Annotated in this window: 18 protein-coding genes; 11 read left to right on the top strand and 7 right to left on the bottom strand. The window is 61.7% G+C overall.

All coding sequences use genetic code 11. The features are described from left to right. Window positions 1-2 precede the first annotated feature (2 nt). Genes LUU92_RS10145 through LUU92_RS10125 form a run of 5 tightly spaced genes read right to left on the bottom strand, consistent with a single transcriptional unit; the run spans window position 3 to window position 4,550 of the window. A complete protein-coding gene (locus LUU92_RS10145; RefSeq protein WP_071489709.1) occupies window positions 3-1,139 on the bottom strand; it encodes an SDR family oxidoreductase in 1,137 nt (378 codons plus the stop codon). Continuing rightward, window positions 1,136-1,861 (bottom strand): SDR family NAD(P)-dependent oxidoreductase, encoded by a 726-nt coding sequence (locus LUU92_RS10140; protein ID WP_071489710.1) that lies wholly within the window; start codon window positions 1,859-1,861, stop codon window positions 1,136-1,138. The genes LUU92_RS10145 and LUU92_RS10140 overlap by 4 nt, the downstream gene beginning before the upstream one ends. A 10-nt stretch (window positions 1,862-1,871) precedes the next feature. Continuing rightward, window positions 1,872-2,600, bottom strand: a complete 729-nt coding sequence (locus LUU92_RS10135) for a sulfotransferase-like domain-containing protein (RefSeq protein WP_071489711.1) — start codon at window positions 2,598-2,600, stop codon at window positions 1,872-1,874. Next, complete coding sequence (locus LUU92_RS10130) at window positions 2,597-3,820, bottom strand: transaldolase family protein (protein WP_071489712.1); 1,224 nt, start codon at window positions 3,818-3,820, stop codon at window positions 2,597-2,599. Before LUU92_RS10130 ends, LUU92_RS10135 begins: the two co-directional genes overlap by 4 nt. A gap of 25 nt (window positions 3,821-3,845) precedes the next feature. Then, window positions 3,846-4,550 (bottom strand): HAD family hydrolase, encoded by a 705-nt coding sequence (locus LUU92_RS10125; RefSeq protein ID WP_071489713.1) that lies wholly within the window; start codon window positions 4,548-4,550, stop codon window positions 3,846-3,848. Between the two features lie 253 nt (window positions 4,551-4,803). Between LUU92_RS10125 and LUU92_RS10120 the strand changes: the two genes are divergently transcribed. The 3 genes from LUU92_RS10120 to LUU92_RS10110 are packed head-to-tail and all read left to right on the top strand — an operon-like array spanning window position 4,804 to window position 8,387. Next, the gene (locus LUU92_RS10120; protein ID WP_071489714.1) at window positions 4,804-5,604 is read left to right on the top strand and encodes a glucose 1-dehydrogenase; all 801 of its coding nucleotides are present in this window, start codon (window positions 4,804-4,806) and stop codon (window positions 5,602-5,604) included. Next, window positions 5,597-7,423, top strand: a complete 1,827-nt coding sequence (locus LUU92_RS10115) for a glycoside hydrolase family 15 protein (protein ID WP_257103547.1) — start codon at window positions 5,597-5,599, stop codon at window positions 7,421-7,423. The genes LUU92_RS10120 and LUU92_RS10115 overlap by 8 nt, the downstream gene beginning before the upstream one ends. A 49-nt stretch (window positions 7,424-7,472) precedes the next feature. After that, window positions 7,473-8,387 (top strand): alpha/beta fold hydrolase, encoded by a 915-nt coding sequence (locus tag LUU92_RS10110; RefSeq protein ID WP_222541385.1) that lies wholly within the window; start codon window positions 7,473-7,475, stop codon window positions 8,385-8,387. On the opposite strand, the gene LUU92_RS10105 is transcribed toward LUU92_RS10110, so the two are convergent. Further along, a complete protein-coding gene (locus LUU92_RS10105; protein WP_257103546.1) occupies window positions 8,321-9,325 on the bottom strand; it encodes a GlxA family transcriptional regulator in 1,005 nt (334 codons plus the stop codon). The two genes, LUU92_RS10110 and LUU92_RS10105, sit on opposite strands and share 67 nt — an antisense overlap. A 90-nt stretch (window positions 9,326-9,415) precedes the next feature. Here LUU92_RS10105 and inhA point away from each other — a divergent pair, with 90 nt between their 5' ends. Then, the gene (inhA, locus tag LUU92_RS10100; RefSeq protein ID WP_071489718.1) at window positions 9,416-10,096 is read left to right on the top strand and encodes an isonitrile hydratase; all 681 of its coding nucleotides are present in this window, start codon (window positions 9,416-9,418) and stop codon (window positions 10,094-10,096) included. A gap of 56 nt (window positions 10,097-10,152) precedes the next feature. On the opposite strand, the gene LUU92_RS10095 is transcribed toward inhA, so the two are convergent. Continuing rightward, the gene (locus tag LUU92_RS10095) at window positions 10,153-10,782 is read right to left on the bottom strand and encodes a LysE family translocator (protein WP_222541383.1); all 630 of its coding nucleotides are present in this window, start codon (window positions 10,780-10,782) and stop codon (window positions 10,153-10,155) included. A 160-nt stretch (window positions 10,783-10,942) separates the two neighbouring features. Between LUU92_RS10095 and LUU92_RS10090 the strand changes: the two genes are divergently transcribed. The 7 genes from LUU92_RS10090 to LUU92_RS10060 all read left to right on the top strand — a co-directional run bounded on the left by LUU92_RS10090 (window position 10,943) and on the right by LUU92_RS10060 (window position 20,034). Further along, entirely contained in the window at window positions 10,943-11,458 is a 516-nt protein-coding gene (locus LUU92_RS10090; protein WP_071489720.1) for a sigma-70 family RNA polymerase sigma factor, read from the top strand. Further along, window positions 11,445-12,395, top strand: a complete 951-nt coding sequence (locus tag LUU92_RS10085) for a FecR domain-containing protein (RefSeq protein ID WP_257103545.1) — start codon at window positions 11,445-11,447, stop codon at window positions 12,393-12,395. Before LUU92_RS10090 ends, LUU92_RS10085 begins: the two co-directional genes overlap by 14 nt. Before the next feature lie 105 nt (window positions 12,396-12,500). Then, window positions 12,501-14,984, top strand: coding sequence for a TonB-dependent siderophore receptor (locus LUU92_RS10080; protein ID WP_257103544.1), 2,484 nt, complete (start codon window positions 12,501-12,503; stop codon window positions 14,982-14,984). A 431-nt stretch (window positions 14,985-15,415) separates the two neighbouring features. After that, window positions 15,416-16,855: an undecaprenyl-phosphate glucose phosphotransferase gene (locus LUU92_RS10075; RefSeq protein WP_102592951.1), complete on the top strand. Its 1,440-nt coding sequence runs from the start codon at window positions 15,416-15,418 to the stop codon at window positions 16,853-16,855. Continuing rightward, window positions 16,855-18,315, top strand: coding sequence for a mannose-1-phosphate guanylyltransferase/mannose-6-phosphate isomerase (locus LUU92_RS10070; protein ID WP_093127056.1), 1,461 nt, complete (start codon window positions 16,855-16,857; stop codon window positions 18,313-18,315). Before LUU92_RS10075 ends, LUU92_RS10070 begins: the two co-directional genes overlap by 1 nt. A 1-nt stretch (window position 18,316) precedes the next feature. Then, window positions 18,317-19,228, top strand: coding sequence for a glycosyltransferase family 2 protein (locus LUU92_RS10065; protein ID WP_071489725.1), 912 nt, complete (start codon window positions 18,317-18,319; stop codon window positions 19,226-19,228). A gap of 29 nt (window positions 19,229-19,257) precedes the next feature. Next, complete coding sequence (locus tag LUU92_RS10060; protein ID WP_071489726.1) at window positions 19,258-20,034, top strand: polysaccharide biosynthesis/export family protein; 777 nt, start codon at window positions 19,258-19,260, stop codon at window positions 20,032-20,034. Window positions 20,035-20,045 lie beyond the last annotated feature (11 nt).

The raw sequence follows: 20,045 nt of genomic DNA, 5'->3' as shown, positions 1-20,045 counted from the left end.
ACCTACCAGGTCGAATTCTTGAAGGACAGGTACTTGCTCGCCAACTCACGGGCAAACTCGGCGGACTGTTCGATGGACATGCTGTGCTTGGAGTAGCCCAGCATCGATTGCATGACGGCCATGCACTGCGGGTTGTACGTGACGGAACCATCGCAATGGATTTCGTCGATGCCGTCCTGGCTCTGGCAGATGCTGTTGATGCGCACCGCCTCATCCCGTGGGCAGGCCTCGGAGAACTGCACCTCGATCCGCCCCTCATGCAGCCGCACCGGATAGCCACCCGGAAGCCCAAGTGGGCCAGGCGCATGCACCCACGCCGGCGTGGGTGAAAACAGCCCTTCGATAACCGTGACGGCGGAGCACGCGGTCAGGAACTGCCCATCCACCCCGCCCAGGCGACGGAACTCGGATTTCACCGTAGAAAAAATCGCCTCGGCCGGCAGGCGGGCCACCTGTGGGCGGTCGCGCACTTCATACAGCAGGCGGTAGCTGGCACGCGGAGGCAGGCCGCCGCGCGGCACGTAGTGGCTGAAGTAGTGCTGGGCATACAACTGCACCTGCACATCGGCGGGCGAACATTCGAGCAACCGCGCAATGGAAAGACGCACGGCGGGAATCAGGTTGGCCACATTCCCCACACCGATATCGGGTGCCAGGCCGACGCGAGCCAGGATCGGGTTGACCGCATCGGGGAACGCCGCGTTGACGGTTTTGGCCGAGATGCCGGAAGCCTTCACCGCCTGCATCAGGCAGTGCATCAACGTCAGGTGCATGGGCAGCCATGGCCCGAACTGGGCCTGATCGAGCTTTTCGAACGACAACTTGGGCAACCCGGTAATCACCCGCCACGACTGCAGCGACGCGCAGTTCACCAGGATATCCGGAGCTTCTTCACGCAGTAGCTGCGTCACCCGGCCGATGTCCGTGAGGTCAGCAATCACCGGCTTGATAGCAATGAATTGCCCCAGTTGCGCGCACGACAGCGCCACCAGGTTGCACAGCCGGATCGTCGCCTCTTCATTGCGCCCCAACACCACAAACTCGAACGCGTTTTTCGGCCCGAGAATCTTGAGGATCTGCAGGCACAGGTTGCCGGCGCCCACCAGCAGCAGTTTTTTCTTGCGCATCGAATGACTCACCGTGGGTAGGCTCCGTTGTCGACCGAAATCACCCTGCCGGTGCTGTGACGCAGGGCATCGCCGACCAGCAGCAAGATGACCTCGGCCACGCCGCCAGGCTGGATCGGATCCTTGAGGACTTCCTGGCGTGCGTACTCGGCGCGGCGGTATTCGGGGATGGTGTCGTAGATGGCGGTGTCATGGATCAGCGCCGGGGACACCGCGTTTACCCGTACGAACGGCGCAAAGTTCCAGGCGTTGGCCTTGGTCAGGCCGATCACCGCCGCCTTGGTGGCACCGTAGAGGGCATCGCAGCTGCCCACTTCACCGGCCACCGAAGCAATGTTGACGATGCTGCGCGGGGCTTCGTGGGTCATTTCCCGTTCGGCGAAGTCCTTGGACAGATACACCAGTGCCTTGAGATTGACGGTGAGGATCTCGTCGATCTGCTCATCGGAATAGGCGTAGACACTTTTACCGTGGTAAAGCCCGGCGTTATTGACCAAGCCATAAATGGTTGCATGACGCTTATACAGTTCAGGAATAAAACCCTTGATAACCGCCATATCGGAAAAGTCGGCGATATGCGCTTCAAATACTTCAGCACCGTAAAGCCGCTGCAATACGTTGAGGCCTTCGGCATCCTTGTCGGCGCCGATAACGAAGTAACCCTGTTGAATCGCCATTTCCACCGTGGCCCGACCAATGCCATTGGCCGCCCCGGTAACAATCAACTTCTTCATACAACCATCCTTATTGGCAAAATTCGTTCATGCGCGCGTAGAAAGTCCGATGGTATTCATACATCGCTTTTAACTTCGGATATTGGTCGAAGGCTTTCATATCGATGTGGTGTTTATCCGGCGTCACAATGCGCTCACTGTTTTCCGCCGCCGCATGCCAACGACGCCAGGTTTTCCATTGTTGCGGACACTCTCGCTTCCACGTCATGGCATGCGGCAGAAACTCAATGCCCAAGTAATCACACAACTTACGAATCACCCGTTCCGGTTCAGCGGCCAGATCATCAGCGTTAATCACATAAGGCACTTTGCCCGTGAGTTTTGTGACCACGCAAAAGATCTCGTAGAGCGCTTTATGCCCAATGGCCTGCAATGGCATATCCGGGTGCACCCGATGATGGGAAATAATGCTGCTGGCCGGCTCGCGGATAAGAAAGATATTGTCCTGTTGCGCGAGAAACTCACTGTCAACTTTCAAATTATCCAGACAGTGGTAACACATGTCTTTATGAACTACGTGTGTGCGCTCACGGGCGGTCAACAGATGCTGTTTTATATCCTGGTACGTCGTGGGCAAACTGTGATCCCACTCATCCGACGGGATCGCCGAGTCCTCGTAAAACGCCATGTGCGCAAAGGGCTCATGGAAAACCTCAAAATCGCCCCTCTCGATAAACACACGTTCCAGCACGGTGGAGCGCGAACGTGGGTGGGCCCACAGCCCGATCATCCGGTTCATGCGACCACCCCGAATTCAGCGGCCAGCAGTGCGTTGAGCGCGCGCTTGAAAGGCTTGGTCACCGGGCAAAGCCGCACGCAGTAATCGGTCAGGCGCCGGTGCGCGCTGTTGGCTTCGTTGCAGGCGTTGATAAACGCCTCATGATTGCCAAAGTCATACGGCTCGATGCTGTCGACAAAGTAGGCCTCGTAGAAATACGGGATACGGATCAGCTTGGCGAAGGTCGACGCGGGCGGTTTCTGTGGTTTCAAGGCGGGCACCACCGGTTTGCCGTGGCTTTCGCGCTCAATGAGGAACTCCACCACATCCGGCGTCAGCGTGTAGCAGGTTGCCGCATGCCCGGTCTTTTCCAGGTGCCAGCAATGCTTGTTGCCTCGCTCGTCCACATCGACTTTGATGCTGGACAGCAAGGTTTTGACCGGCACGCTCGCGGCCGCCACCAACGCCTGGACCTGCTCGTAGATCATCAGCTCGGCCCAGCGCAGCTCCTCGGCGCTGAATGCCAGGCCACGCTCCGCGGCCTGCAGCGTGAGTTCGGGCTGACAGGCGAAACGCCCGATCATGAAGGTGATCACGTACTTGCAGTGGGCAGTGTCGATACCGTTGCTGCGCGCGGTCGCCATGCCCCGCTCGATGGCCTGGATACCAGCCTGGAACTGCGCAACCGTGAAGCAGAAGGTGATATTGATCGACGCGCCCTGGGCGACCAGTTGCTCGACGGTCACCAACCCCTCCAGGCTGCCCGGCACCTTGACCATCACATTCGGTGCGAGGCGATGCAGTTCCAGGCCCCTGACGGTCATGCGCTCGGTGCAGCGCACATCCACCGGGTCGACCTGGGCGGAAATCCAGCCTTCGACCTGTGCCGATTGAACCCACAACGGCTGGAGCGCCGACGCCCCCTCAACGATGACCTCGTTGTACAACTGCTTGTGCAATTCGCTGGGAGTCAGGCTCGCCAGGTTGAAGCGCGACGACCAGTACTCGCGTTTTTCAAGGATAACGGCGGTCACCAGCCGGGGATTGGTGGTCACACTGCACAAGCCCCGGGGCTGGGAGAAATCGTCTGGCATCAACGCATCTATATAAGCTGCGGCGGCCGGGTACTTATCCAGCAGATGCTGTTTGTAAGGCAGGTAAACGGCAGGCGATGAATCCCACCATAGCTGTGAAGATTGATCGTTGCGTTTAAGTCTTTCCAGGTAACCCAGTGTGTTCACAACGCCTCCTCCCTGAGTAATAAGATCAATTAAAAATCGCCAGTACTTCACGCATGTCGGCGATCGGTAATGCGCCGGCAGCCGCCAACTGTGCACGCCGGTGCGGTGGACCAAAACCCAAAACCCTTATATTGGCAGCGACGGCCGCCTGAATACCCGTAACACTGTCTTCAATAACCAGCGCATCACTCACGGCAATATCGTAAGTGTCACAAGCCGTCAAAAACACCAACGGATCTGGCTTCCAGCGACCCAGTTCATAACAACTGAATATTCGCCCTTCGAAATAAGAAAACAGACCGGCAATACGCAAGCAGTGTTCTATCTTGCTACGGGGTGCGCTGGAGGCAACGCAGTACGGGACCTGCAAACTGTCCAGCACTTCAACAATCCCATCCGTCGCTTTTAAATCAAGCGTCAAGGCATCCAGCGCGCGCTGACGAAAGTGTTGCTCAAACTCATTGTCCAAATGAATATCTAAAATACATTCAGCTTCCCGCAAGCACTCCGCAATTCTGCGTCCGCGGAAGTGTTCGATAAAACGTGTCACATCAAGTGTCGCACTGCCAGGTGCACGTGCATTTAACATGGAGATCAACACAGACAGGGTGATCTCTTCACTTTGGACGAGTACCCCGTCGCAATCAAAGATCACTAACTTCGGCATGCCAACTAAGGCAGCGGTTTTTCCCTGAACTGGTAGTTCCCCTATATCGGCCGAAAGGCACATAGATACCTCTTGTAAGTGGCCCCGCGATGACTTCCGAACTACCAACGGAGCGGGTTGAGGTGTGCCTATAAGACACGGGCACAAAAAGCCTGTCAAACGCTTTTAAGCGGTTTTTTAGTATCTTATGGTTATTTTTTATAGTTCTGTTATTCCATTTTCCACCATGGTTGTAGTCGCTAAATTCACACGGCTGAACTTCCCTTGCGCACCGTCAGTCAGCTACTTGAACTCACGAAATAAAGGTCGGTGAGCAATGCGTATCTCGTTGGAGCAACAAGTGGCGCTGGTAACCGGCGCCAGTTCCGGAATCGGCGCCGGCGCGGCCAAGGCTCTGGCACAAGCCGGAGCGGCCGTAGTGCTGAATTACAACAGCCAGGCTGCCCCGGCCGAGGCATTGGCCAAGCAGATCAACGCCGAGGGTGGCCGGGCGATTGCCATCGGCGCCAACGTCTCTATAGAAGAAGAGGTAGAACAGTTGTTTGCCCAGGCCCTCGATGCCTTCGGCCACCTGGACATCCTGGTGGCCAACTCCGGCCTGCAGAAGGACGCCAACCTGGTGGACATGAGCCTGGACGACTGGAACACGGTGATTGGCGTCAACCTCACCGGCCAGTTCCTGTGTGCCCGGGCGGCCGTGCGCATTTTCAACCGCCAGGGCGTGCGCGAGGGTGTGTCGCGGGCAGCCGGCAAAATCATCCACATGAGCTCGGTGCACCAGCTGATCCCCTGGGCCGGGCATGTGAACTACGCAGCGTCCAAGGGCGGCGTGGACATGCTGATGCGCACCCTCGCCCAGGAAGTCAGCGAACAGCGCATCCGCATCAATGGCATTGCGCCGGGAGCGATCCGTACGGCGATCAATCGTGCGGCCACTGAAGGCGCCGCAGAGACGGAACTGCTGAAGCTGATTCCCTATGGACGGGTCGGCGATGTGGAAGACGTGGCCAACGCCGTGGTGTGGCTGGCCAGTGATGCGTCCGACTACGTCGTGGGCAGCACACTCTTTATTGATGGCGGCATGAGCCTGTATCCGGAGTTCCGTGGCAATGGTTGATTTGAAGAACGAGCAACAAAGCCCCATCGATGCCCACGGCATCATCGGCGACATGCGCAGCGCGGCACTGGTGAACGACAAAGGCAGCATCGACTTCTTCTGCTGGCCGGAATTCGACAGCCCGTCGATCTTCTGCTCGCTGCTGGACAGCCCCGATGCCGGCATCTTCCAGCTCACCCCGGACCTGCCCAACGCGCGCCGCGAGCAGATCTACCTGCCCGACACCAACGTGCTGCAAACCCGCTGGCTCAGCGACGACGCCGTGGTAGAGATCACCGACCTGCTGGCCATCAGCGAAGAAATCGACGACCTGCCACTGCTGATACGCCGGGTGCGGGTGGTCAGCGGCACCGCCGAGATTCATCTGCGCTGCGCCGTGCGGCATGACTATGCGCGCACGCCCACACACGCGACCGTCGACAACGGCACCGTGTGCTTCAGTGCCGACCGCCAGCCCGGCCTGCGCCTGTCCGGCAGCCATCCGCTGCAGATCCAGGACGGCGCTGCCATAGCCCGCTTCACCCTGGACCAGGACGAAGGTGCCGAGTTCGTCCTCGGCGGCCAGGACGACGAACGCGTAGACAGCGGTTGCACCGACCTGGCCCTGGCCCACACCTTGAAATTCTGGCGCGGCTGGATCGCACAATCGAACTACCGTGGGCGCTGGCGCGAAATGGTCAACCGCTCGGCCCTGGCCCTCAAGCTGCTGACGTCGCGCAAACACGGCGCGATCATCGCCGCCGCCACCTTCGGCCTGCCGGAAAGCCCCGGCGGAGAGCGCAACTGGGACTATCGCTACACCTGGATCCGCGATGCGTCGTTCACCGTCTACGCCTTCATGCGCCTGGGTTTTGTCGACGAGGCCAACGCCTATATGCGCTGGCTCAAGGGCCGCGTCAGTGACTGCTGCGGCCAGCCGACCAAGATCAATATCCTGTACGGCATCGACGGTCGCCAGGAGCTGCCGGAAGCCGAGTTGGAGCACTTCAAAGGCCATGGCGGCGCGAAGCCGGTGCGCATCGGCAACGGCGCGTTCGACCAGATCCAGCTGGACATCTATGGCGAGCTGATGGACGCGGTGTACCTGGTCAACAAGTACGGCGAAGCCATCTCCCACGAGGGCTGGAAGCACACCGTGGAAGTCACTGACCAGGTCTGCGAAATCTGGAATACCGAGGATGTGGGTATCTGGGAAATGCGCGGCGAACAGCACCACTTCCTGCACTCGCGGCTGATGTGCTGGGTGGCGCTGGACCGTGCCATCCGCCTGGCATCCAAACGTTCGCTGCCGGCGCCGTTCGCGCGCTGGGACCAGACCCGCCAGGCAATCTACGCGGATATCTGGAGCAACTTCTGGAACGAGGAACGCGGGCATTTCGTGCAGCATATCGGCAGCACGGCGCTGGACGGTTCGATGCTGCTGATGCCGTTGGTGCGCTTTGTCGCGGCGACCGATCCGCGCTGGCTGTCGACCCTGGAAGCGATCCAGAAAAGCCTGGTGCGCGACGGCATGGTCTACCGCTACCGCAACGACGACAGCCAGATCGACGGCCTGCAAGGCACCGAAGGCGCGTTTGCGGCCTGCTCGTTCTGGTACGTCGAATGCCTGGCCCGCGCCGGCCAGGTGGAAAAGGCCCACCTGGAATTCGAACAACTGCTGCGCTATGCCAACCCCCTGGGTTTGTACGCCGAAGAGTTCGACAACCAGGCCCGGCACCTGGGCAATACGCCCCAGGCCCTGAGCCACCTGGCGTTGATCAGCGCGGCGACGTTCCTGGACCGCAAGCTCAGCGGGGAGAAAACCACCTGGCAACCCTGAAAAGCCCTGTGCACAATGAGCAACTCTCCCGGCCACGGACAGGAACATCATGACCATCCCGTTCCCGCTGCTGTACGCACGCACGCCCCTGCTTGACGTGGCCTATGAAGCCCATGGTCCCATCGACGGCAAACCGGTGATCCTGCTGCACGGTTTTCCGTACGACCCACGTGCCTATGACGCGATTGCCCCGGTACTGGCCGGGCATGGCTGCCGTGTGCTGGTGCCGTACCTGCGCGGTTACGGCCCGACACGGTTTATCAATGCGCAGGTAATGCGTTCAGGCCAGCAGGCGGCGCTGGCCAAGGACCTGCTGGACTTCATGGATGCATTGGCGATCCCGCAGGCCACGCTGGCCGGGTACGACTGGGGCGGGCGCGCCGCGTGTATCGTCGCGGCGCTGTGGCCCGAGCGCGTGCATGGGTTGGTGACCGGGGATGGCTACAACATCCAGGACATCGCCCAGTCGCTGAAGCCCAGGGCACCTGTGACGGAACATCGCTTGTGGTACCAGTACTACTTTCATACCCCGCGCGGTATGGACGGCTTGACCGCCAACCGGGGCGAACTGTGCAAGCTGTTGTGGTCGCTGTGGTCGCCGTCCTGGGCCGAGGGGCCGGGGCTGTATGCGCAGACGGCGGCTTCGTTTGATAACCCGGATTTTGTCGAGGTGGTGATTCACTCCTACCGCCACCGCTTCATGTACGCACCTGGCGACCCGGCGCTGGAAGCCATCGAGCAGGCACTGGCGTTGCAGCCGGCGATCTCGGTACCGAGCATTTCATTGTGCGGTGCCGATGATGGCGTGGGTCCGCCGCCTGAAGTGGATGACGACGTGGAGCATTTCAGCGGGTTTTACCAGCGCCGGGTGTTGCCAGGCGTGGGTCACAACATCCCTCAGGAAGCGCCGCAGGCCACACTGGACGCGGTGTTGGAATTGCTCGGCGAAAAACGTTCACGATAAGCCTGAGGCGTCACCGACAAGGCGCGCAGAAAGCTGCGACGCAGGGTTTCCTCGCAACCGAACCCACATTGCACCGCAATGCGTTTGACCGACGCCGTGCTATCGGCCAATTGCCGACGCGCGGTTTCGACGCGGATGAGCTCGACGGCACGTGCCGGGGTCTGGCCGGTTTCGGCGCGATAGTGGCGTACAAAGCTACGCTCGCTCATGCCGGCCTGGGCGGCCAGGGTCGAAATGTTCAAATCCAGGGTGAGGTTTTCGGCTATCCAGGCGTGCAGTTCGGCGAAGCGGCTGTCATCTTTTTGCAGGGACAGCGTCACGCTGAATTGCGACTGGCCACCGGGGCGCTTGAGAAACACCACCAGGTGCCGCGCCACTTCCAGGGCCACGGCGCGGCCCAGGTCCTCCTCCACCAGCGCCAGGCACAGATCGATACCGGCGGTGACACCGGCGGAGGTCCAGACGGCGCCCTGCTGGATGAAGATCGGGTTGGACTCCACCGTCAGCGCAGGGAACTTGCGCGCCAACTCTTCACAACGGGTCCAGTGGGTGGCGACGCGGCAGCCGTCGAGCAGACCGCTGGCGGCCAACAGGAAAGCGCCGGTGCACACCGAGGTCATGCGCCGGGTGTATCTGGCTTTCTCACGCACCCAGTCCACCAGCGCCGGGTCTTCGGCAGCGCCGTACACGCCCCAGCCGCCGGCAATCACCAGCGTATCGCACGGCGCATCGACAGCGGGCAGCGGCTCGGCGACCAGCGCCAGGCCGGCGGAGGTCAGCACCGACTGCGATTGCGCGGCGATCACCGATACCGCGTAAGGCAAAGGTTCGCCGCGCTGGCGCGCCAGGTCATTGGTGGAGGCGAACACCTGCAGCGGCCCGGTGACGTCGAGCACCTGGGCGTTATCGAAAGCGAGTACATGGACGATTCGAGGCATGATTGGCGTGTTTCGTGGGCTTAATGGCGTATCCGCCAAAGCCTAGGCCTCTACAGTGAAGCCGTCCACCCCTTTATCGGAGCTTCATTCATGACCTTGCAGATCGGCTTTCTGTTGTTCCCCGGCATCCAGCAACTGGACCTTACCGGCCCCTACGACGTGCTCGGTTCCCTGCCGGACGTGAAGTTGCACCTGGTGTGGAAAGACCTGGCCCCCGTCACCTCCAGCACCGGCCTGGTGTTCACCCCGACCATGACCTATGCCGACTGCCCGCCCCTGGATGTGATCTGCGTGCCCGGCGGTTCCGGCGTCGGCGCGTTGATGGAAGACCCGCAGACCCTGGATTTCCTGAAGGCCCAGGCACAAACCGCACGCTACGTGACCTCGGTGTGTACCGGCTCGCTGGTGCTCGGTGCGGCGGGTTTACTGCGCGGGCGCAAGGCGACGACACACTGGGCCTACCACGACCTGCTCGCCCCGCTCGGCGCCATTCCTGTGCAAGAGCGCGTGGTACGCGATGGCAACCTGCTGACCGGTGGCGGCATCACTGCCGGGATCGACTTCGCCCTGACCCTCGCGGCAGAGTTGTACAGCGAAGCAGCGGCGCAGTTGGTGCAACTGCAGATTGAATACGCGCCGGCACCGCCGTTCGATGCCGGTCGCCCGGACACCGCCCCCAGGCATGTGCTGGACGAGGCCAACAAGCGCACCGCCGAATCACGCAGGGTACGCGGGGAGATCGTGGCACGGGCGGCTGCTCGGTTGGGTTGATACGCTTTCTGTGTGGCGAGCGGGCTTGCCGCAAAAAGCTGGCCCAACACGTTTAGTCAGGCCGGACGCGACATCACCGCCAGGCGCACCGCCAGCACTGTCAGCACCGTCGCCAGTCCCCATTTCTGCAACCAGGCGCCTTTCGAGCGCCTGGCGAAGAACCGGCTCAGCGCCCCGCCAAACATGCCCAGCAGCAGATGAAACACGCCCGCAATCAGGGTCAACACGCCCCCCAGCACCATCAACTGCACAGCGATGGACCCCGCCTCGGGCCTCACGAACTGTGGCAGGAACACCACAAAAAACAGCAGCGCCTTAGGGTTGAGCAAACTGTTGAGCATGGCTTGCAGGAACACCCGGCCCAGCGGTACCCGGCTGACGGGGCCAGCATCCAACCCAGGTTTTTTCTGCAAGGTCTTGAACACCAGCCACAGCAGGTAGATCACACCCGCATACCGGATCACGTCAAAGGATGGCGGCCAACTGGCAACCAGCGCCGTCACCCCGGTGGCGGTCAAGGCGGTCAGCAGCACGTCGGCCACGCCAATGCCCAGGGCAGACGCCATCCCGCCGCGCCAGCCGTGGGTCACGCCGTGGCTGATCACAAAGGCCATGTTCGGCCCCGGGGACAACAGCAACAGCAGCACAGCACCGGAAAAAACCGCCAGGGTCGCCAGGTCGATCATGCTCAAGCCTTCCACCGGGAAAAGCCTGCAGATTAGTCGGTGCACCGGCGGCAAACAAAAAATTGTGCTGGATACAGTGCGCGCCGGGAATTGCGAAGGGCCACGACCAACGTCTAGAATGCGAAACATTATCAATTAAGACAGCTGTGCCAGGATGCCCATGTCGAGCGATCACCCACTGGACCACGCCGCCATCGGCCAGCTTTACCACGCCCATCATTCCTGGCTGCGCGGCTGGTTGAGCCGGCGCACCGGGTGCCGTGAACACGCCGCCGACCTGGCCCAGGAAACCTTCGTGCGCCTGCTCAACGCGCGCAAACAGCAAACCTTGCAGCAGCCGCGCGCCTACCTGAGCAGCATCGCCCGCAGCCTGATGATCGACCAGTACCGCCGCCGCGAACTGGAGCGCGCCTACCTGGAAAGCCTCGCGCATTTTCCGCAACTCGAAGTGCCGTCGGAAGAAACCCGCCTGCTCATTCTCGATAGTCTGGAACGCATCGACCGCTTGCTCGACCAGCTCAAGCCGCGGGTGCGCGAAGCCTTCCTGCTGGCGCAACTGGACGGCCTGACCTGTGCGCAGATCGCCCTGCGCCTGGGTGTGTCCAAGGCCACGGTGGAGCGTGACCTGTCCAAAGCGCTGCATGCCTGTTACCGCTTGCGTTATGCCGAAGGCTGACCCGCGCCTGGTAGACCAGGCCATCCAGTGGATGATCACGCTGCGCTTCAACGTGGCCGACGACGCCAGCACCGCCGCGTTCGAACGCTGGCTGCACACCAGCGCCGAGCACCAGTTGGTGTGGCAGCGGGTGGCCGCAATGAATGACGATTTCAGCCAACTGCCGCCCCAGGTCGGCCGGCACGCCCTGCACGGCGCGCGCCGACACATCTCCCGTCGTGAAGGCTTGAAACTGCTCGGCCTGGTTGCGGGTGCGGCCGGTTTGACCTGGCTCGGCCGCGACTACACGCCACTGCCTGCACTGATGGCCGACTACCGCACGGCCACCGGCGAGCGGCGCTGGGTGGCGCTGGACGATGGCAGCCGGATCCAGTTGAACAGCGCCAGCGCCCTCGACACGGCCTTCGATAAAGAGCGTCGCCTGGTGCGTTTGCGCCAGGGTGAAATACTGGTCAACACCGGCACCGATCACCGACCGTTCTGGGTACAGACCCGCGACGGCTACCTGCGCACCCTTGGCACGCGTCTGCTGGTCCGCGAAGAAGCCCAAGGCACACAGCTGGCGGTGCAACAGGGCACGGTGGCGGTGTTTGCCGACAGCCATGCGGGCAATGCCCGCCAGGTACTCAAGCCTGGCGAGCAGGTGCTGTTCAATCGCAGCGGCATTCGTCCGGTTGTCGGCAACGGCCTTGACCCCTGGGCCTGGAGCGACGGCGTGATCAGCGCCCAGGCGATGCGGCTGGACGACTTCCTCGCCGAACTGGCGCGCTATCGCAACGGCCTGGTGCGCTGCAGCGAGGCGGTGGCTGGACTGCGGGTGTCGGGGACTTATCAACTGGACGACACCGATCAAGTGCTAGGCCTGATCGCGCAATCACTCAAGCTCGATCTCACGTACCGCAGCCGCTATTGGGTGACGGTTTCCGCGCGCGCGTAACCTTCAAAAATAAATGAGGTGAATTCTCATTGCCGTTCGACCTGTAAGGAAAGGCCGATCAACAGGCCGGTTCTGTCCCACTTCCTTCAGGAGCACCCCGCGGTCATGCAAGCGTTCCCCTCCCAAGTTTCACCCCTCAAGCGCGCCATGCAGGCCGCCTTGCTTGGCGTCTGCCTGAGCAGTGCCCTGCCCCTGGCCGTGATGGCCAATACACCGTCCAGCGACACCCAGGCCCGTGACTGGAACATCGCGGCCGGCGCCCTCGCCGCTGCATTGGATCAGTTCGCACGCCAGGCCGGTATCAGCCTGTCCTACGACGCCACCAGCGTCGCCGGCAAGACAAGCCCGGGCTTGAGCGGCCGCCTGGATCCTCAGCAAGCGCTTGAGCAATTGCTGCGCGGCCAGGGCCTTGAAGCCCAACGCCAGGGCAACAGCACCTGGATGCTATTGCCGCAAGTGGCCGACACCGGCGCGCTGAGCCTGGGCGCTACCCTTATCAACGGCGAACGCCTGGGTGTCACCACCGAGGGCACCGGGTCATACACCACCGGTGCAGTCACCATCGGCAAGGGCGAACACAGCCTGCGGGAAACCCCGCAATCGGTGAGCGTGATGACCCGCCAATTCATGGACGACCAGAACGTCACCACCATCGACGACGTAATGGAGCGCACGCCCGGCATCACTTCCTACGAGTCGCCCATGGGCGGCAAGTATTTCTACTCCCGTGGTTTCAAGATGCTCGGCCAGTACCAGTACGACGGCGTGCCCCTGGACATGGGCAAGGACTATGTCCAGGCCGACAGCTTCAGTGCGAACATGGCGATTTATGACCGCGTGGAAGTGCTCAAGGGCGCCGCCGGCATGCTCAAGGGGGCCGGCACCGCCAGCGGCGCGGTGAACTTTGTGCGCAAACGGCCACAGGCCAAGCCCACCACCAGCCTGTCGCTGTCGGCCGGCACCTGGGACAATTACCGCGCCGATCTCGACACCGGCGGCCCGCTGAATGACAGCGGCACGCTGCGTGGCCGCGCGGCGGTGAGCCAGCAGGATCGCGGGTCCTACATGGACATCGCCAAGCGCAAGGACCAGGCGTTCTACGGTGCGCTGGATTTTGACCTCACACCTGACACGACCCTGGGCGTCGGCGCCAGCTACGAGGATGTCGATGCCTCCCCGTGCTGGGGTGGCCTGCCGCGCTACGCCGACGGCAAAAGCGCCAACCTCAGTCGCTCGACCTGCCTGGGCCAATCCTGGAACGACTGGCAAAGCCGGCGCACCACGTTCTTTGCCGACGTCACCCACCACTTCAACGATGACTGGAAACTCAAGGTCTCGGCAGTGCACAGCCGCAACCTGCAAGACACCAAATACGCCGCCAGCGAAGGCACCATCAACTATGGCGACCCGGCGCCGACGGCCAACTCCTATGCAGCGCTGATGGACTACGACCACAGGGACTACGGCCTCGATGCCTATATCGACGGCAAGTTCGAAGCCTTCGGCCTGGAACACGAAGTGATCCTCGGCGCCAACGGCAGCCGCGGAACCCAGGACGACGTCTATGCAATCCAGAACCTGCCCAAACGCCAGAGCATCTACCAGCCCGACCACCACTTCCCGGAACCGGCCAACAGCACCTTCTGGCCGAACATGTACCGTGGCGGCACGGTCAAGGAAACCGCCACCCAATACGGTACTTATGCCACCTTGCGCCTGCGCCTGGCCGAGCCGTTGATGTTCATCGTCGGCAGTCGCGTAAGCTGGTACGACAACCGTCGCGAGTCCTATAACCTGGGCTGGGGCGAGTGGTCCCTGCAAGATGCGCACACCAAGGAAACCGGCGAGGTCACACCGTTCGCCGCACTGATCTACGACCTCAATGAGCACCTCTCGGTGTACGCCAGCTACGCTGATATCTTCCAGCCGCAGAGTGCCTACGCTACGGCCGATGGCGCGGCGCTCAAGCCGAAAATCGGCGACAACTACGAGCTGGGTATCAAGGGCGAATGGTTCGATGGGCGCTTAAACAGCTCCCTGGCATTGTTCCGTGCCATCGAGAAAAACGGCGCCGAAACCGACTACAACAGCTTCTGCCCGACCTCGGCCGATGGCTATTGCTACACCGATAAAGGCAAGGTGCGCGCCCAAGGCGTGGAGACCGAAATCAGCGGTGAAGTGCTCGAGCGCCTGCAACTGTTCGGCGGCTACACCTACACCCAGACCAAATCCCTGAACACCATTGACAGCACAAAAGAAGGCGGCGTCTCCAACACCTATGTGCCTCGGCACATGCTGCGCGTGTGGGGTGACTACCAGCTCGACGGCGCACTGTCGAAATGGAGCGTGGGCACCGGCGTCAACGCCCAGAGCAGCAACTACCGCGTGCAAACCATCAAACTGGAACAGGCCGGCTACGCCACCTGGAACGCGCGCGTGGCGTATCGCCTCGATGACACCTGGACCGTGGCGCTCAACGGCAACAACTTGTTCGATAAACGTTATTACAACACGGTCGGCACCGCCTCTTGGGGCAACTTCTACGGTGAACCGCGCAATTTTACCGTCAGTTTGAAAGGCAACTTCTGATCCGGTGAAAGCCCCGGTGGCAGGGTACTTAGTGCGCCCTGCCCCTCCCTTTTTGTCCCCCTTTCCTACCTCGCATTGAAAAAGGTTTTTCCTTTAAGCAGGAAAAATCTGACATTTGTTCCTACACTCAAAAACACACCCAATCACCGAGTGTTCGGACAAGGAACGTCAATAAAATGCCTAAGAAAAAGCCAGTTAACCTGTCTAACACGCCACCTCCGCACCATCGTCAATTCATTGACTGAACACATACCAAAGGAACACTCCTTTAGTCACTACCCCGCAAAACCCACTCAAATGGATAGCCGCATTTGGAATGGCTAGTTGCGTATTACCCAGCGTAGTCGTTCGACCCTAGTTCTAAAGCCAGTCACCGCTTATTGAACAAACCGTCGAACAGTGAAGCCTGGAGTGCAATGAGGGATGTTTGTATGCGAGAGAAGTCGTCCGTCGACAGCCTGTTCTTAACGCGCGCCGGTTTTGTTGAGTTCTTTGTTGTTTTCGTCAAGTTGGTCCATGGCCTGACGGCCATTCTGCCCCCCATGGTCCTGGTGCTCTTGCTCGACCCGATGGCCCCTGAGCTGCGCGCCCACTTCCTGGGCCTGCTGGTATTTTTTGCGGTCCTCACCATTATTTTGTTCCAGGCGCTGGGCATCTATTCCGAAGAACTGTTCAGCAATCGCCTGCGCCTGAAAACCAAGATCAAGGCCTGGTCGGCGGCGTTCTGCATCCTGCTGTTCATGTACCAGATCCTGCAAATGTTCCCGCAGTTGACCCCGCGCAACCTGGTGACCTGGTACGTCGCCAGCCTGGCACTGTTCTGCCTGGAGCGCCTGCTGATGCTGCGCCTGTATCGCAAGCTGATGCGTGCCGGCAAATTCCTGCAACGCACGGTGATCCTGGGTTTTACCGACACCGCCGTACACGTTGCCGATCACCTGCTGCGCAACGGTGACATCCGCTCCGGCCTGGTCGGGTTCATCGACGACCGCACCGAACGCATTCCCAAGGAACTGAGCAACCTGCCCCTGCTGGGCAACACCCGCGACCTGGAAAAGCTGATCCGCGCCGAGCAGGTCAACCAGGTGATGATCTGCCTGCCCTGGGCCGCCGAGCAGCGCATCCATGGTTTGGTCAACCGCCTGCGGCAGCTGTCGGTGAACGTGATGCTGGTACCAGACATGGCCGCCCTGCGTTACGGCCACAGCAAGATTACCGACGTGGGCGGCATCCTGATGTTCAACACCTCGCAATTGCCGTTGCGCGGCTGGTCGCCGGTAATCAAGCGCTGCGAGGACTTGCTGCTGGCCAGCCTGGCGCTGGTATGCCTGTCACCAGTGATGCTGATAACGGCGATTGCGATCAAGCTCGATTCCAAAGGCCCGGTGCTGTTCCGCCAGAACCGCTATGGCTACAACGACAACGAAATCCGCGTGTTCAAGTTCCGCTCGATGTACACCGACCAGAGCGACTTCACCGCGGAACGCCAGACCACCCGCGAAGACCCGCGCATCACCCGCGTCGGCCGCGTCATCCGCAAGACCAGCATCGACGAGCTACCGCAACTGTTCAACGTGCTGCTGGGCAACATGTCCATGGTCGGCCCGCGCCCGCACGCCACTGCGACCAAGGCTGCGGGCATTCCCTTCGAAGTGGCGGTCAGCGAATACAGCTCGCGGCACCGGGTCAAGCCGGGCATCACCGGCTGGGCGCAGATCAACGGCTACCGGGGTGAGACCGACACCCTGTTCAAGATCCAGAAACGGGTCGAATACGACCTGGAGTACATCTCCAAGTGGTCGGTGTGGTTCGACTTGTACATCGTTTTCATGACGGTCCCGGCCGTCCTTTCCACCAAGGAAGTCTATTGATGAACACACTCAACGGATTGATTCCCTGCATTATTTCCGGTGGTTCGGGCACGCGGCTGTGGCCGGTGTCCCGGCAGAACATGCCCAAGCCGTTCATGCGCATGCGCGACGGCCAGAGCCTGCTGCAGAAAACCTTCCAGCGCGCGGCCAAGCTGCCGGGTGTGGAAAGCGTGCTGACAGTGACCAACCGCGACCTGCTGTTCCGCACCCTGGATGACTACCGCCTGGTCAACAAGGCCCATCTGCCCCTGGACCTGCTGCTGGAGCCGTTCGGCCGCAACACGGCGGCGGCGATTGCCGTGGCGGCGTTGCATGTGCAGGAGCATTTCGGCGGTGACGCACAGTTGCTGGTGATGCCCGCCGACCATCTGATCCTCAATGAAGTGGCGTTCGCCGAGGCCGTGACCCAGGCCCGCGACCTGGCCGAAGCCGGCTACCTGGTGACCTTCGGCATTCAGCCGGATCATCCGGAAACCGGCTTTGGCTACATCGAACAGGGCGAGGCGCTGGGCACCGGCCATCGGGTCAAGCGTTTCGTGGAAAAACCCGACCTGGCCACCGCCCAAGGCTACCTCGACGGCGGCAAACACCTGTGGAACGCCGGCATGTTCTGCTTCAAGGCCAGCGCCCTGGTAGACGAACTCGCCGCCCATGCACCGGACGTACTGGACGCTGCCCGCGCCGCGCTGGAACACAGCCAAAGCCTGCAGAACAAGACCTCACGCCAGCGTGAGCTGGACGCGGACGCCTTCGGCAGCGCGCCGGATGTGTCCATCGACGTGGCGCTGATGGAGAAATCCAAGCAAGTCGCCGTGGTGCCCTGCGACATCGGCTGGAGCGACATCGGCTCGTGGGAAGCCCTGCGCCAGCTCACCCCCAGCGACGCCCATGGCAACCAGGTCAACGGCGAAGCGATTTTGCACGACGTGCACAACTGCTACATCGACTCGCCCAAGCGCGTACTCGGCGCCGTGGGCGTGCGCGACCTGATCATCGTCGACACCCCCGACGCCCTGCTGATCGCCGACGCCCAGCGCAGCCAGGACGTGCGCTACATCGTCGCCGAGCTCAAGCGCCAGAACCACCCGGCGTACAGCCTGCACCGCACCGTCACCCGGCCATGGGGCACCTACACCGTGCTGGAGGAAAGCAGCCGCTTCAAGATCAAGCGCATCGTGGTCAAGCCCCAGGCGTCGCTGTCGTTGCAGATGCACCACCACCGCAGCGAACACTGGGTGGTGGTCAGCGGTGCGGCGCAGATCACCAACGGCGAGCGCGAATTCCTGATCAACGCCAACGAGTCCACCTACATCCCCGCCGGGCACAAACACCGCCTGACCAACCCCGGCATCATCGACCTGGTGATGATCGAGGTGCAGAGCGGCGAGTACCTGGGCGAGGACGACATCGTGCGTTTCGACGACATCTACGGGCGCGCGCCTGCAGAAGTGAAGAAATGACATGCTCACCTCACTGATCATCCCGACCCGTAACGCTTCCAGCCATCTGGGCCGCCTGCTGCCGGCGCTGAAGATGCAAACCCTGCAACCCGACGAGATGCTGGTGGTGGACAGCGCCTCCAACGATGACACTGTGGCGCGCTTTCGCGAATTCGGGGCGCGGGTCGAGGTGATCGACGCGCGTGACTTCAACCACGGCGGCACCCGGCGCTGGGCCAGTGGGCAGGTGAGCGGCGACGCGCTGATCGTGATGACCCAGGATGCGATCCCCGCCACCCCGGAAACCTTCGCCAACCTGCTCGCCGAATTGCAGCAGGACCCGCTCAACGGCGTGGCCTACGGTCGTCAGTTGCCGCACCCCGACGCCGGAGTACTGGGTGCGCAATCGCGGCACTTCAACTACCCGGAGCAAAGCCGCAGCAAGAGCCTGGCCGATGCGCCGGAGCTGGGGATCAAGACCTGCTTCAGTTCCGACTCGTTTTCCGTGTACCGGCGCAGCGTGCTGGAGGCGGTGGGCGGTTTCCCGGCGGATGTGATCGGCAGCGAGGACGCCTATGTGGCGGCGCGCATGCTGCTCGAAGGCTACAAGGTGCGCTACGCCGCCACGGCGCTGGTGCATCACTCGCACGATTACAAGCTCATGGATGAGTTTCACCGCTACTTCGATATCGGCGTGTTCTACGGCCGCGAACCGTGGATCAAGCAGGCTTTTGGCGATGCCGGTGGTGAAGGCAAACGCTACGTGCTGGCTGAACTGGCGGCCTTGCGCAAGGCCGGTGCCTTGCACCGTGTTCCCGAAGTACTGGTGCGCAGCGCGTTCAAACTGCTCGGCTACCGGCTGGGCCATCTGGAGCGCCGCCTCCCCCTCGCCCTCAAGCGGCGCATCAGCATGTTTCCCGGTTATTGGAGGTGAGCATCATGACCCACAGGAAGTCCCCCTTGATGAAACGAACCCTGCTCGTCGTGGCCATGGTGGCCCTGGCCGCCTGCAATACGCCGGCACGCATCGTCCCGCCCGACAGTGACACCGTCGAGGCCGGCAAACGCGCCCTCGACCAGCTGGCACAATTGCCGCCGGCGGTGGAGCGCATCCGCATCGGCGACCAGTTGCGCATCGTCCGCGATGCCGGCGAGATGCCGACACTGTCGGCGTTCAACGTCAGCACCATCTATGAGCTGACGCTGTACACGGTGCAGACCGACGGCAAGATCAACTACCCGTTCCTGGGGCCGGTGCAGGTCGCCGGTCGCCAGCCGTCGGAGCTGGCCACGGAGTTGACCGGCAAACTCGCGCCCATCTACCGCGAACCGCGTGTGACGGTGAACATCAACCAGGCGCCGAGCGGCTCGATCATCGTCGGCGGCGCGGTGAACAACCCGACGGCGGTGCAGATCGCCACGGCCAACACCCTGGAACAAGCCATCATCGGTGCCGGCGGGGTCAGCCCGGCGGGCAACGCCAGCATGGTCGCCCTGCTGCGCGAAGACGCCCAGGGTGCCTATCGCGCGTACTTCCTGGATTTCAGCCAGTTGCTCAAGACCGGTCCCAACGGGCGCAAACCCGTGCGCCTGCAACGCGGCGATGTGGTGTTCGTGCCCAAGTCCAACGTGGGCGAACGCATCCAAGGGGTGGATACCTACATGAACCAACTGATCCCGTTCACCAAGTCGATCGGGGTTGGCTACAACTACACCCGAACCAGCGGCGGCAACAACTAAAGGAGCGACAT

The organism is Pseudomonas extremorientalis (assembly GCF_024584605.1).
In the GTDB taxonomy this organism is placed as follows: domain Bacteria; phylum Pseudomonadota; class Gammaproteobacteria; order Pseudomonadales; family Pseudomonadaceae; genus Aquipseudomonas; species Aquipseudomonas extremorientalis.
Note: the sequence above shows the minus strand (reverse complement) of the source record. Positions and strands in the feature narration are given on the sequence as shown.

What these genes read in the sequence shown, in the direction of transcription:
- LUU92_RS10065 (WP_071489725.1), top strand. Translation starts at nt 18,317, where the DNA reads ATGCTCACCTCACTGATCATCCCGACCCGTAACGCTTCCAGCCATCTG.
- LUU92_RS10115 (WP_257103547.1), top strand. Translation starts at nt 5,597, where the DNA reads ATGGTTGATTTGAAGAACGAGCAACAAAGCCCCATCGATGCCCACGGC.
- LUU92_RS10075 (WP_102592951.1), top strand. Translation starts at nt 15,416, where the DNA reads ATGCGAGAGAAGTCGTCCGTCGACAGCCTGTTCTTAACGCGCGCCGGT.
- LUU92_RS10105 (WP_257103546.1), bottom strand. Translation starts at nt 9,325, where the DNA reads ATGCCTCGAATCGTCCATGTACTCGCTTTCGATAACGCCCAGGTGCTC.
- LUU92_RS10090 (WP_071489720.1), top strand. Translation starts at nt 10,943, where the DNA reads ATGTCGAGCGATCACCCACTGGACCACGCCGCCATCGGCCAGCTTTAC.
- LUU92_RS10085 (WP_257103545.1), top strand. Translation starts at nt 11,445, where the DNA reads ATGCCGAAGGCTGACCCGCGCCTGGTAGACCAGGCCATCCAGTGGATG.
- LUU92_RS10110 (WP_222541385.1), top strand. Translation starts at nt 7,473, where the DNA reads ATGACCATCCCGTTCCCGCTGCTGTACGCACGCACGCCCCTGCTTGAC.
- LUU92_RS10125 (WP_071489713.1), bottom strand. Translation starts at nt 4,550, where the DNA reads ATGTGCCTTTCGGCCGATATAGGGGAACTACCAGTTCAGGGAAAAACC.
- LUU92_RS10080 (WP_257103544.1), top strand. Translation starts at nt 12,501, where the DNA reads ATGCAAGCGTTCCCCTCCCAAGTTTCACCCCTCAAGCGCGCCATGCAG.
- LUU92_RS10095 (WP_222541383.1), bottom strand. Translation starts at nt 10,782, where the DNA reads ATGATCGACCTGGCGACCCTGGCGGTTTTTTCCGGTGCTGTGCTGCTG.
- LUU92_RS10135 (WP_071489711.1), bottom strand. Translation starts at nt 2,600, where the DNA reads ATGAACCGGATGATCGGGCTGTGGGCCCACCCACGTTCGCGCTCCACC.
- LUU92_RS10120 (WP_071489714.1), top strand. Translation starts at nt 4,804, where the DNA reads ATGCGTATCTCGTTGGAGCAACAAGTGGCGCTGGTAACCGGCGCCAGT.
- inhA (WP_071489718.1), top strand. Translation starts at nt 9,416, where the DNA reads ATGACCTTGCAGATCGGCTTTCTGTTGTTCCCCGGCATCCAGCAACTG.
- LUU92_RS10140 (WP_071489710.1), bottom strand. Translation starts at nt 1,861, where the DNA reads ATGAAGAAGTTGATTGTTACCGGGGCGGCCAATGGCATTGGTCGGGCC.
- LUU92_RS10060 (WP_071489726.1), top strand. Translation starts at nt 19,258, where the DNA reads ATGAAACGAACCCTGCTCGTCGTGGCCATGGTGGCCCTGGCCGCCTGC.
- LUU92_RS10070 (WP_093127056.1), top strand. Translation starts at nt 16,855, where the DNA reads ATGAACACACTCAACGGATTGATTCCCTGCATTATTTCCGGTGGTTCG.